This window comes from Pseudomonas hygromyciniae, from assembly GCF_016925675.1.
In the GTDB taxonomy this organism is placed as follows: Bacteria; Pseudomonadota; Gammaproteobacteria; order Pseudomonadales; family Pseudomonadaceae; genus Aquipseudomonas; species Aquipseudomonas hygromyciniae.
The window spans coordinates 4,001,666-4,014,465 of sequence record NZ_CP070506.1 but is presented as its reverse complement, the minus strand read 5'-3'; the positions used below and the strand labels follow the sequence as shown (position 1 = coordinate 4,014,465).

Annotated in this window: 10 protein-coding genes; 5 read left to right on the top strand and 5 right to left on the bottom strand. The window is 63.2% G+C overall.

Annotated features, from left to right (window positions below):
- Positions 1-4: 4 nt before the first annotated feature.
- On the bottom strand, positions 5-667 hold the full coding sequence (locus tag JTY93_RS17805; protein WP_205478245.1) for an ArsR/SmtB family transcription factor: 663 nt from the start codon (positions 665-667) through the stop codon (positions 5-7).
- 164 nt (positions 668-831) lie between these two features.
- On the opposite strand from JTY93_RS17805, the gene JTY93_RS17800 reads away from it, so the two are divergent.
- Positions 832-1,278 carry a DUF2938 domain-containing protein gene (locus JTY93_RS17800; RefSeq protein WP_205478259.1) on the top strand — a complete coding sequence of 149 codons (447 nt, stop codon included), beginning with the start codon at positions 832-834 and terminating at the stop codon, positions 1,276-1,278.
- On the opposite strand, the gene JTY93_RS17795 is transcribed toward JTY93_RS17800, so the two are convergent.
- The 4 genes from JTY93_RS17795 to soxR form a co-directional block, all read right to left on the bottom strand.
- Entirely contained in the window at positions 1,259-3,118 is a 1,860-nt protein-coding gene (locus tag JTY93_RS17795; RefSeq protein ID WP_205478246.1) for a DUF3857 domain-containing transglutaminase family protein, read from the bottom strand. The genes JTY93_RS17800 and JTY93_RS17795 overlap by 20 nt on opposite strands.
- A gap of 137 nt (positions 3,119-3,255) precedes the next feature.
- Positions 3,256-4,146 carry a bestrophin family protein gene (locus JTY93_RS17790; protein ID WP_205478247.1) on the bottom strand — a complete coding sequence of 297 codons (891 nt, stop codon included), beginning with the start codon at positions 4,144-4,146 and terminating at the stop codon, positions 3,256-3,258.
- Between the two features lie 145 nt (positions 4,147-4,291).
- On the bottom strand, positions 4,292-5,590 hold the full coding sequence (locus tag JTY93_RS17785; RefSeq protein WP_205478248.1) for an MFS transporter: 1,299 nt from the start codon (positions 5,588-5,590) through the stop codon (positions 4,292-4,294).
- A 248-nt stretch (positions 5,591-5,838) separates the two neighbouring features.
- Positions 5,839-6,312 (bottom strand): redox-sensitive transcriptional activator SoxR, encoded by a 474-nt coding sequence (gene soxR, locus JTY93_RS17780; protein ID WP_205478249.1) that lies wholly within the window; start codon positions 6,310-6,312, stop codon positions 5,839-5,841.
- Between the two features lie 122 nt (positions 6,313-6,434).
- On the opposite strand from soxR, the gene JTY93_RS17775 reads away from it, so the two are divergent.
- From JTY93_RS17775 to JTY93_RS17760, 4 genes are read left to right on the top strand one after another with little or no spacing between them, the layout of a single operon-like run.
- The gene (locus JTY93_RS17775) at positions 6,435-7,529 is read left to right on the top strand and encodes an efflux RND transporter periplasmic adaptor subunit (protein WP_205478250.1); all 1,095 of its coding nucleotides are present in this window, start codon (positions 6,435-6,437) and stop codon (positions 7,527-7,529) included.
- Complete coding sequence (locus JTY93_RS17770; protein WP_205478251.1) at positions 7,526-10,627, top strand: MexW/MexI family multidrug efflux RND transporter permease subunit; 3,102 nt, start codon at positions 7,526-7,528, stop codon at positions 10,625-10,627. Before JTY93_RS17775 ends, JTY93_RS17770 begins: the two co-directional genes overlap by 4 nt.
- Positions 10,624-12,081 (top strand): efflux transporter outer membrane subunit, encoded by a 1,458-nt coding sequence (locus JTY93_RS17765; RefSeq protein ID WP_205478252.1) that lies wholly within the window; start codon positions 10,624-10,626, stop codon positions 12,079-12,081. Before JTY93_RS17770 ends, JTY93_RS17765 begins: the two co-directional genes overlap by 4 nt.
- Positions 12,078-12,788, top strand: coding sequence for a tRNA (adenine(22)-N(1))-methyltransferase (locus tag JTY93_RS17760; protein WP_240344490.1), 711 nt, complete (start codon positions 12,078-12,080; stop codon positions 12,786-12,788). The genes JTY93_RS17765 and JTY93_RS17760 overlap by 4 nt, the downstream gene beginning before the upstream one ends.
- Positions 12,789-12,800: the final 12 nt, after the last annotated feature.

Below are 12,800 nucleotides of genomic sequence, written 5' to 3'. Positions count from 1 at the left end.
TGGTTTATTCGACGCTCAGGCCAGCCGCTTTCCAGTCGTCAAACCCGGCGCGCAGCCGGCGAGCAGGCAAGCCATGGGCGTGCAATGTGTTGATGGCGTCGGTGGACAGCACGCAATAAGGTCCACGGCAGTAGGCGATCACTTGCTTGCCTTTGGGCAGCTCGGCCAAGCGCTGCTGCAGTGCATCGGCCGGGATATTGAGCGCGCCGGGCAAGTGCCCTGAAGCGAACTCATCTTCGGGGCGCACATCGAGCAGCACCACGCTCTGGCTTTGCATCTGCAGCAACAGTTCCTCGATGGATATGCCTTCCAACCGCTCACGTCGCGAGAGGCTATCGAGGGCGACCTCGCGTATCTCGGCGTGCTGGTACGCCAGATAACCGCGCAATGCCTCCAGCAAGGGCGCCAGCGGGCCCGCTCCCAGGCTGTACAGCACGCGTTTGCCATCGCGGCGCGTTTGCACGATGCCCGCACGCTTGAGTTGCTGCAAATGCTGCGAAGCATTGGCGACAGACACCCCGGACAGTTGCGCCAGTTGTTCGACAGAGCGTTCTTCCTGGGCAATGTGTTCAAGCAGGGCCAGGCGATGGGCATGGCCCAGGGTCCGGGCAATGTCGGCCAGGGCGGTGAAATGATCGGCGGGGAATACGGGGCTTGACGTTTTCATGGCAAAGATCCTAGCATCGGCCAAACATTCAATCAATTAATTGAATGTTTTCTTGGGGCGCCTAAGCCTCTGTGTTGCTGTCACCGCCAACGATCAAAAGGAGTAGGGACGTGCTTGAGTTTCTTGGGTATTCGTTGGTTATCGGGGCCGGTGCGACCTTGGTGATGGACCTTTGGGCGTTGTTGCTCAAGCGCTGCCTGGGCGTGCCCTCCCTGGATTTCACTATGGTGGGCCGTTGGATCGGCCATCTGCCACGTGGGCGCTGGATGCATGCCGGTATCGCCAAATCGCCTCCCGTGCCGGGGGAGCGTCTGTTGGGGTGGGTCACCCATTACCTGATCGGGATGTTCTTTGCGGCCTTGCTACTGCTGATGGTGGGAATTGAGTGGGCGCGGCAGCCGACGTTGCTGCCGGCCTTGAGCTTTGGCGTGCTGTCTGTGGTCGCCCCGTTCTTTGTCTTGCAACCGGCGATGGGGGCAGGCATTGCCGCGTCCAGAACGCCCCAGCCCAACACTGCGCGGTTGCGCAGCATTGTGGCCCATGGGGTGTTTGGGATAGGGCTGTACCTGGCCGCTTGGGCGTTGCTTCTGATTACAGGGTCTGCACGATGATCTGGCTCTTCAGGTCGCTGACCATGCTTTCGATCACCGGCTTCATCGCCTTGAAGTCCTCGGGGCTACACACGGTGTTGGCATGGGCAAACTTGAAGTAGCGGGTGATCAGGACCGTATTGCCTTCCTTGGCGTAGGTGGCCTGGTAGTCAAAGCCGGCCTGTTGCAGGGACTGCGGCTTGGGCACGGCGAGGATCGTGACTTCCTTGGGGAACTCGAAGCGGGCCTGCTCCTGGGTTTCTCCCGAGAGGCAACCGAAGCCTTGGGTGCGGTCTTTTTCCGAGGCGAAGGCAAATACGTTCTGCGCAATGCCGCCCACTAGGCTGCTGAGCGCCGGCACGCCGGTGGGGCCTGGCAGGTTGACCAGGTTGTCGGTGCGCCCTTCAAGGGTGTTCTTGAACGGGTTGACTTCATCCTGCAGGGAATCGCTTTTGAACGTGCCCTGGCCCGTTTGCCCGTACCAGCCGAGGACATTGCGGACCATCGAGTCGCGGTCCGCTGGTTTCATGGCATTGAGCAGGTAGCGATTGAACTCCGAGCCCCAGCCTTGCACGGTGGTGGCATGTACAAAGTCCGCCGCACCGTTGCTGTCGACCTTGAACAGCAAGTCGTTGCTGACCTTGCCGGTTTGCGCGGCCGGGGTCTTGGCCAGTTCGCCGGACTGCGTCAACAGCACCGGTTTGCCCAGCACCGGAATCGGCAGGTAGCCCGCAGCGATGGCCGCGGCAGTCGAGTCCAGGTACAGATCCAGGGCCGGCACGTAGGTGATCGCATGGTTGAGCACACCCAGGGTAGGCACTTTGGCCAGGGTGTAGCTGTTGCCCTGGTTGACCAGCACCGGTGAGCTTTCGATCGCCACCGCGCGCAGCATGGCTTCAAGCAGGGCCACGTGGTCCTTGCAGTCGCCATAGCGGTTATCCAGCACGGCCTGGGCCGGATGCGGCACGACGCCGCCCGCGCCGACATACACCGCTACATAACGAATGTTCTTGCGCACCCAGTCGCTCAGGGCCAGGGCTTTGCTGCGCGGGGTGGTCAGGTTGGCCGTGAGTTGCTTGGCCAGGGCGGCAATGGCCGGTGTCACTTCTACCTGGGCCCTGGCCTCATAGGCCTGGGCAAAGTCCTTGTAGCTGGCGAAGGTCGAGACCGCGAGGAATTGCCCGTAATCGACATAGGACACGGCGCCGTTTTCAATGCGCGCCTTGGCCTGCGGTACGTAGTCCCAACGGTACACCTTGCGCCCAGCGGCGGCGGCCGGGGTACTGGCCTTGAAGCCCCGGGCGTCGACAAACAGCGGCTTGTCGGCCGGCAAGTCGTAGCTCAGGCTCAACTGCTCGGCGTCATAGAAGTCCGGCACGAAGAAGTCTTCGAATTGCTCGGGGAACAGCGCCGTGGTGCGCTGGCGCTGGTAACGCAGGACCAGTCGGTCACCGGTCGCCACCTCCGGGAAAATCACTACCTTGACCCGCGAGTCCTGGAACATCGGCGCCTCTGAAGAGGCTGTCTCCTGCTGCTCCTTGATCTGCTCGGTGCCCACCTTGACCTTGCGGCCATCGGGTTTCTGGGTGAAGGCTTCAAGTACGTCGAGGGTTTCCAGAGAGCGGTTGTAGCTCAATGAACGTTGCGCGTTGCTCTTGATCGCCCGCTCTTCATTGATCCGCGTAACCAGTTCAATGGTCTGGACGAAACTGCCATCGGCATTGATCACGTAGGACTGTTGATTTTTTTCGAAGGTGGCCGAGTGGTCGGTTTCATCGGTGGCGGCCTGGGCCGTCAGTGAACAAGCCGCCAAAAACAGTACGCCCAGCAGGCGCAGGGAGGGCAGGTAAAAGCCTTGCATAGAGATCCTTCTGACTAATGCGACGCTCACCCGGCGAGGGCGAGCGCATTGCGATAAACAAAGTGTTTAATGCGACGCATTATTATATAGATGCTCGGACAATGCAGGCTTTTTAATGGCAACCACGTGGCAGCGGGTCAGCGGTTGTGCACATCCCCTAACGAATCACGCTGCATCGATTGCAGGTTTTTCTCGATGGTTTCGCAGATGGCTTCGGTCTGGATCTGGTGTTCGCTGGAGCGAAACGGGCTTTGCAGGTCGGTGCCGATCCGTTCGATGGCCAGCAGCATAAAGCCCACCACCGTCGATGCCAGCGGGGTAAACCAACCCAGGGACTCCACCAGTCCCACCGGCACAATCAGGCAGAACAACGAAATAAACAGCCGTGGAAAATACACATAGGGGTAGGGTAGTGGCGTATTGGCGATGCGTTCCATGCCGCCTTGGCTGTTGGACAGGTCGACCATGGTGGATTCGAGCCGCGCCAGGCGAATGCTGTCCAGGCGCCCGGCCTTGTACTCCCGGGCTAGCAGGGCGGCGGAGCCAGTAAGGATGTCGTTGGCAAAGTTGTTGGTGGCACCGTTGCGTGCGAACTCGTCCGTGGGAATAAACGCCCGTACTTCCTCAGGGCACGGCTCGCCCCGCAGGTGCGCCGCCAGGCAATTCACATACGCCACATGACGGCGCAGCAGGGTCGATTTGATCGGGTTGACCTCGTTGTCGGGGTCATCCAGCAACGTCAGCACCTGGCGTGCAAAGCTGCGCGAATTATTCACCATCGCGCCCCACAGCGTGCGTGCTTCCCACCAGCGGTTATAGGCGCTGGTGTTACGAAAACTGATCAGCACCACCAGCGCCGAACCGAGCAGCGTCAGGGGCATCAGCGGCAGGTTGATCTTGGCGTTGAGGAACAGCATGAAGTCCACGGTGACCGCAATATCCCAAAGCAGCAGCCAGAACAATGCCCAGCCTACATAACCCATGGTCTTGATAATCAGGCGGTACTTTTTGACGATGGCAGCTTTCAAACACAAACCTCCGAGCGGGCGAAAAGCATCAATGCCCTAGCTCGGACGGTATATGTGCAAGAAAGGTTCGCTGGGGGCTGCCTTAGTGAGCACAGCGTTGCTGTGCCACTACCCGCTCTTTTACGGCCGCTCTCTACAGCCAAACTCAGGCGTCGTGCAGGGAGATGCGCGAGGTTTCCGGCAGGGCCAGGCCACCGGCCAGGGCCAGCAAGGCCACGGCAATCAGGTAAAACGCTGGCGACAGGTTGCTGCCGGTGGTGCTGATCAACCACGTGGCCACCAGTGGCGCAGTGCCGCCAAAGATCGTGTAGGCCATGTTGTAGGTAATCGCCGAAGCCGTGTAACGCGTGCGGGTCGGGAAGGTTTCCGAGAGCAGGGCCGCCGTGACCACGCCACACAACACCGCACCCACCGCCAGCAGCATCACGCCAACGATGGATGCGGCGAACGAGCCGGAACTGGCCATCAAAAACGATGGATACACCACCACCATCAACAGCCCGCAGGCGGTCATCACCGTGACGCGTCGTCCGACGCGGTCGGAGTACCAGCCCGCCGCCGGGCACATCGCCGCGGCGAAGATCAGCGCAATCAGCGACACCAGCAATGCCGTCGCCCGGCTCAGGCCGCCGGCCACTTGCAGGTACGTCGCAAAGTAGGTGGTGAACATATAAAACGACAGCGCCGTCAGCGACACAAAGGCGCCCAGGCAGCAGATCGCCGCGCCATGGTTGCGTAGGGTTTCCTTGAGCGGCGAGTGGGCCACGGTGTGCTCTTGCTTTACCGCCTGGAACGCCGGGGTTTCATCCAGCCGCCAGCGCAGGTACAGCCCCACCAAACCCAGCGGCGCGGCGATCAGGAACGGTAGGCGCCAGCCCCAACTGCCCATGGCCTCGGCTGACAGCGAGGCTTCCAGCGCATAGGCCACCACCGCCGCCGAGGCGAAGGCGGCAAAGGTCGACACGGGGATAAAGCTGCCGTACCACGCCCGTTTGTCGCTGGGCGCATGCTCCATCAGATAGGCACAGGCCCCGGCGTATTCACCGCCGGCGGAAAAGCCCTGGGCGCAGCGGATCAGCGACAACAGGATCGGCGCCGTAACGCCAATCGCAGCATAGGTGGGCAACAAGCCGATCAACGTAGTCGCACCCGCCATCAGCAAAATCGTCATTGCCAGGGTGCGCTTGCGGCCGATGCGATCGCCCAGCATGCCGAAAAAAATCCCGCCCAGGGGCCGAAAGGCAAAGGCCACGGCAAACACCGCGAACGTCTTGAGCAAAGCCGCGCTGGCATCGCCACTGGGGAAAAACTGCTGGGCGATGGTGGTCGCGAGAAAGCCATACACGGCGAAGTCGAACCACTCGACAAAATTGCCGATACCGGCGGCGACGATGACTTTTCTCAGGGTTTGCGGCGGGACCTGTTCGGTGGATGCTCGCGTCATGGCGGGGCCTCGGCATTTCGTCAGTAAGTCCTCGATTATCGGGAAAGCGTCCGAGGCGGCTTACTTCAAAAGTGTCATCGGCGTAGTCAGCACCGACCTGCCAAGGCAATGAAGATCAAATGTGGGAGCTGGCTTGCCGGCGATAGCGACAGGTCAGCCAACATCAATCCCAGCAATGCCGCCGCCATCGCAGCCTCGCAGGGCGAGACAGCTCCCACCTTGATCTTCAGGGATTGGAAGATTGCATTTCAGATCCGCTGGCTGGCGCGTTCGAGGATCCTCGGCCCCGGTCCTTCCTGGCCCAGGCTGTCGCCGGGGTTGCGCAACGGACAGTCGTTGAGTGACAGACAGCCACAGCCAATGCAGTTGTCCAGGCTGTCACGCAGGGCTTCCAGGGTGCGGATGCGTTCGTTGAGGTTGTCGCGCCAGGCTGAGGACATTTCTCCCCATTGCGCGGCCGTCAGTTTGCTGTTCGGTGGATAGCGGCCCATGGCGCGCTTGATCTCTTCGAGGGGGATGCCGGTGCGTTGCGCCACCTTGATGATCGCGATGCTGCGCAGCACCAGCGACGGGAAGCGCCGTTGGTTGCCAGCGTTGCGCGTGCTGGCGATCAAGCCCTTGGATTCGTAGAAGTGCAGGGTGGAGATCGGTACGCCGCTGCGCCTGGCAACCTCGCCGATGGTGAGGGAGCGCACACCGTCGGGGTTCTTTTCTGCTGCCATGGGTGTTGCCCTCAAGTTAAGTTGAGGTTTTATAGTCCTGCCCGATCTTTGCTGCAACCGCTTTCCATCGCCAGTGCGGGGTGGGGCGGTAGCGAACACACCACAAATGAGCGGAGCAGGGCATGGGCACAAGGATGCTAGTGGGCGGGGGCGTGGCAGCGGTAGCTGCGCTGGCCCTGGTTATCACGTTGTTGGGCAATCAACCCTCGACCCAGGCCGCAGCGGCGTGGCCGGTGGCCAAGGTGGCGCTGGCCAAGGTGCGCCAGGGTGAGGCACCTCGCCAGGCCTTTGCCGCCGGGGAACTGGAGGCGGCCAACCAGGTACAGGTGGCGGCGGAAACCGCTGGGCGTGTCACGCGGATCGCCTTCGAATCCGGGCAAGCGGTCAAGGCCGGGCAGTTGTTGGTCCAACTCAATGACGCCCCCGAACAGGCCGACCGTTTGCGCCTGCGCGCCCAACTGCGCAATGCCCAGACGCTGTTCCTGCGCATTCAAAAGCTTGCGGCCGTGAATGTCGCGACCCAGGAGCAACTGGACAACGCTACCGCCGCCCTGGACATGGCCAAGGGCGAGCTGCAACAGGTCGACGCGCGGATCGCGCAAAAGGCCATCCGTGCGCCGTTCGCCGGGCAGGTGGGTATCCGCCGTGTGCATCAAGGCCAGTACCTGCAGACCGGCGAAACCATCGCCAGCCTGGTGGATGCCCAGCGCCTGCGTGTGAATTTCGCCTTGAGTGAACAGGCGTCCCCTGGCTTGCGCGTCGGCCAGATCGCCCAGCTCACGGTGGATGCCTTGCCGGGCGAGCATTTCTCGGCGCAGATCAACGCTATCGACCCGCTGATCGGCCAGTCGCGCTCGGTGCGGGTGCAAGCCACCCTGGCCAATCCGGGCGGGCAGTTGCAGGCCGGCATGTACGCCAGCGTGCGTCTGTCGGCGGTGCAGTCACCCACGGTGCTGGTGGTGCCGGAAACCGCCATTACCTACACCGCCTACGGGCAGACCGTGTTTATCGCCAGCGCCGATCCCGCCGGTGCCTTGAGTGTGCGCCGCGTCCAGGTGACTACCGGGGAGCGCTGGCAGGGCCTGGTGGAAATTACCTCGGGCCTGGCACTGGGCGACCAGGTGGTGGTTTCCGGGCAGCTCAAGCTCAGCGACGGCATGCCCGTCGAAGCGGTCGAGCAAAACACGTTGGACGTTGAAGGGAATCGCGCCTCATGAGCTTCACCGACAGTTTTGTGCGGCGCCCGGTACTGGCTCTGGTCGTCAGCAGCCTGATCGTCCTCGCCGGCCTGTTTGCCCTCGGCAAATTACCGGTGCGCCAGTACCCGTTGCTGGAAAGCTCGACCATCACCGTCAGCACCCAATACCCCGGTGCCTCGGCCGAATTGATGCAAGGTTTTGTCACCCAACCGCTCACCCAGGCCGTGTCGTCGGTGGAGGGTATCGATTACCTGGCGTCGTCGTCGGTCCAGGGCCGTAGCGTGATCACCCTGCGCATGACCCTCAACCGCGACTCGACCCAGGCATTGGCCGAGACCATGGCCAAGGTCAATCAAGTGCGTTACCGCTTACCCGACGATGCCTACGACCCGGTGGTCGAACTGTCGGCCGGCGACTCCACCGCCGTGGCGTACGTAGGGTTTGCCAGTGACACGCTGTCGATTCCCGAGCTTAGCGACTACCTGTCGCGGGTGGTCGAACCGCAGTTGTCCGGGATCGACGGGGTCGCCAAGGTGCAAACCTTCGGCGGCCAGAATCTGGCAATGCGCCTGTGGCTGGACAGCGATCGCATGGCCGGGCGCGGGGTGACCGCCGCCGATGTGGCACAAGCGGTGCGCCGCAATAACTACCAGGCCACCCCGGGGCAGATCCGTGGCCAGTTCGTGCTGGCCGATATCCATATCGACACCGACCTGACCAGCGTCGAGGCCTTCCGCGACCTAGTGATCCGCAATGACGGCACGGCCCTGGTGCGCCTGCGCGATGTGGGCACCGTGGAGCTGGGCGCAGCGGCGACCCAGACCAGCGCCACCATGAATGGCCGTCCGGCCGTGCATCTGGGGCTGTTTCCCACACCGTCGGGCAACCCCCTGGTGATCGTCGATGGGATTCGCCAACTGCTGCCGCAAATCCAGCAGACGCTGCCACCTGGGGTCAACGTCGCCCTGGCCTACGAAACCGCACGGTTTATCGAGGCGTCCATCGAGGAAGTGCTGCACACCCTGCTGGAGGCCATGCTGATCGTGGTGCTGGTGATCTGGCTGTGCCTGGGTTCACTGCGCAGCGTGGCGATTCCGGTGCTGGCGATTCCGTTGTCGATGCTCGGGGCGGCGGCCTTGATGCTGTTCTTCGGCTTCAGCCTCAACCTGCTGACCCTGCTGGCGATGGTGTTGGCCATCGGCCTGGTGGTGGACGACGCCATTGTGGTGGTGGAAAACGTCCACCGGCATATCGAAGAAGGCCTGACCCCGGTGGCCGCGGCGTTGGTTGGCGCCCGCGAAATCGCCGGGCCGGTGATTGCCATGACCCTGACGCTGGCGGCGGTGTATGCGCCCATCGGCCTGATCGGCGGCCTGACCGGCACGTTGTTCCGCGAATTCGCCCTGACCCTGGCGGGAGCGGTGATGGTCTCGGGCGTGGTCGCCTTGACCTTGTCGCCGGTGATGAGCTCGCTGCTGCTCAAGCCTGGGCAACAAGAAGGGCGCATGGCCAAGTGGGCGGAACGAGTGTTTGGCGGGCTGGCCGCGACCTATGGCCGGGTGCTGGGTTACTCCCTGGCGCGGCGCTGGATCAGCGGCGGCGTTGCCTTGCTGGTGTGCCTGAGCCTGCCGTGGTTGTACACGTTGCCGCAACGCGAGCTGGCGCCTCCCGAGGACCAGGCGGCGATCTTGACCGCCATCAAGGCCCCGCAATACGCCAGCCTCGACTACGCGGAACGTTTTGCGAGCAAGCTCAACCGCATCATGGAGAGCCTGCCAGAAACCACCGACACCTGGATCATCAATGGCACCGACGGGCCGGCGGCCAGTTTCGGCGGGATCAACCTCAGTGCCTGGCAGGCCCGCGAGCGTTCGGCCGAGCAGGTCCAGGCCCAGTTGCAGCAGGCCGTGGGCGAGGTCGAAGGCAGCAGCATCTTTGCCTTCCAGGTCGCTTCGCTACCCGGTTCCAGCGGTGGCCTGCCGGTGCAGATGGTGCTGCGCAGCGCCCAGGATTACCCGGTGCTGTACCAGACCATGGAAACCCTCAAGCAGCGCGCCCGTGACAGCGGCCTGTTTGCCGTGGTCGACAGCGACCTGGACTACAACAACCCGGTAGTCAAAGTCAGCGTCGATCGCGCCAAGGCGGCGAGCCTGGGCATTGGCATGCGCGATATCGGCGACTCGCTGGCGGTGCTGGTGGGCGAGCAGTACATCAACCGCTTCGCCTTGTATGGGCGCTCTTATGATGTGATTACGCAAAGCACTGAAGAACAGCGCCTGACTCCCCAGGCCCTGGCCCGCCAGTATGTGCGTACCGAAGGCGGCCAGTTGATCCCGCTGTCGACGCTGGTGCATCTGGATATCACGGTGGCGCCGAACCGCCTGTTGCAGTTCGATCAGCAGAACGCCAGCACCCTGCAGGCCATCCCGGCGCCCGGCGTTTCCCAGGGGCAGGCGGTGGCGCTGCTGGAGCAACTGGCCGCTGAACTGCCGCCGGGGTTCAGCCATGACTGGCAGTCCGAGTCACGCCAATACGTGCAGGAGGGCAGTGCACTGGTATGGGCGTTTCTCGCCGCCATGGTGGTGATCTATCTGGTGCTCGCGGCGCAGTACGAAAGCCTGGTCGATCCGTTGATCATTCTGGTCACCGTGCCGTTGTCCATTTGCGGTGCGCTGATCCCCCTGGCGCTGGGCTGGGCCACGTTGAATATCTACACGCAGATCGGGCTCGTGACCTTGATTGGCCTGATCAGCAAACACGGAATCCTGATGGTGGAGTTCGCCAATGAGATCCAGGTGCGCGAGCACCTCGACCGCGCCGAAGCAATCATCCGCGCCGCGCAGATCCGCTTGCGGCCGGTGCTGATGACCACGGCGGCGATGACCTTCGGCGTATTGCCGCTGCTGTTCGCCGACGGTGCTGGGGCCAATAGTCGCTTTGGCCTGGGCGTGGTGATCGTCTGCGGGATGCTGGTTGGCACGCTGTTTACGCTGTTTGTCCTTCCCACTGTCTATGCCTGGCTGGCACGCGATCATCGGGTGCAGGGCCTGCGTCAGCAGCAACTGGCCGACGCCGAGCACTACCTGGCGCCGGGGCATGTCGAGGTGCAGCCATGAACACATTTATCCATTACCCGCTGTTACTGGGTGCGCTGGCCAGCCTCGGCGCTTGCTCGGTGGGGCCGCAATACCACGCGCCTGAGATCGCGCCGATTCACTTGGCCAGCCCGCAGGTCGAGGACTTCGCCCAGCGGACGGCGCAGCCGGTGGACGCCTGGTGGACCTTCTTTGACGACGTCCAATTGGCGCGCTTGATCGACACCGCTGTGGCCCACAACCACGATGTGCGCCAGGCGCGTTCGAGCTTGCTGCTGGCGCGGGCGTTTGTCGATGAGCAAGCGTTGCAGCGCCTGCCGATTGTCAGCAGTACGGCGGCGTACCAGCGCAGCCTGGAGCAGCAGGCGGTGACGGGCGCGCGGCCGAGCCGCAGCTTGTCCGAGTCCTGGCGCACCGGCCTGGACCTGCAATGGGAGCTGGACCTGTTTGGCCGTCTCGACCATTTGAATCGCGCCGCGCAATCACGGGCCGAGGCCTCGCAGGCCGACCTTGAACAGGTGCAACTGAGCATCGCCGCACAAGTGGCCCATGCCTATTACGCGGCGCAGGGCCAGCACCAGCAACTGCAACTGGCACAAGATGCGGTGCGCAGTTGGCAAGTGACCGTGGGCCTGACCGAGGCGCAAAACCAGGCCGGTAGTGGCCTGCCTGAAGCGTTGGAGAGCGCCCGGGGCAATGCGCTGCGCGCCCAGGCGGCGATTGCGCCGTTGCAGGGGCAGTTGCAACGCAGCCTTTACCGGCTGCAAGTGTTGTCGGGGCAACGTCCGGGCAGTTTCAGCGTCGACCTCGACCCCTTGGCGCCGGGTCCACTGGCGCGGCAATTGCCGTTGGGGGATGTCGACCGGTTGATCCGCAATCGACCGGATGTGCTGCAGGCCGAGCGGCTGCTGGCGGCCCGCGTCGAGGACGTGGGCGCGGCCACCGCCGACTTGTATCCGCGCTTGAACCTGGGTGGGTTTATCGGCTTCTTCGCCTTGCGTGACGGGGATCTGGGCAGCGCGTCCCGGGCATTCGAATTGACCCCGGGCTTGACCTGGCCGGCACTCAACCTGGGCACCGTGCGCGCACGCCTGCGCGGCGCCCAAGCCCTATCGCAACGAGAGACCGCGCACTTCGAACAGGTGCTGTTGGTGGCCGTGGAAGAAGTGGAGGGCGCCATTACCCAACTGGCCGAGCATCAGCGGCATCTGCTCAACCTGGTGCAATCGGCACGGCATGCCGAGGCGGCGCTGGATATCGCGCAGCGGCGTTACAGCGCAGGTTCCGGTAGTTACTTGTCGGTGCAGCAGAGCCAGCGCGATCTGCTCAGCCTGCGTCAGGAGATTGCCCAGGCGCAGGCTGCGTCCTATGGCAATGCGGTGGACCTGTACAAGGCGCTGGCCTGGCGGGCGCCGAGGCTTTACCCTGCGGCCCTCAATGAGGCCAACGGTGCCTTGAAAAGGAACAGCAGTTGAACCCAAACACATTGTCCATGCGCCTGGAATGCGTGGCAGCGCAAGTACCGGCCGGCGCGCGTCTGGCCGATATCGGTTCGGATCACGCCTACCTGCCGGTGGCGTTGATCAACCGTGGCGCGATTGTCGCGGCAGTCGCCGGCGAAGTGGCGTTGACCCCGTTCCGCGCCGCCTACCGCACGGTGTGCGACAACGGTCAGCAGTTGCAGATCCAGGTGCGCCTGGCTGATGGCCTGGCGGCCATCGAGCCGGCAGACCGGATCGATACCGTCAGTATCTGCGGCATGGGCGGCGAGACCATCCGCGACATCCTCGAGCGCGGCAAGCTGTACCTCAGAGGCCAGGAGCGCCTTATCCTGCAACCCAACGGCGGCGAACAACCGCTGCGCCTGTGGCTGATGGACAACGGCTACCGCATCCTCAGCGAGGAGCTGCTACGGGAAAATCGCTTCGACTATGAAATCATCGTCGCCGAGCGCAGCGGGCCGGTGAGCTACAGCGCCGAGCAACTGTACTTCGGCCCGTTGCAGATGCAGGCCCGCAGCGAGGCGTTCCTGGCCAAGTGGCAGCGCCTGCTGCGCTACAAGCAACGGACCCTGGACCAATTGGCCGAGGCGCGACAGGCGCTACCTGAGCAGAAGGTTGTGGAGCTGACGCAGGAGGTGCGCTGGATTACCCAGTTGCTGGAGGCAACGAACGTGATCTAGGGCCTTGCCTGC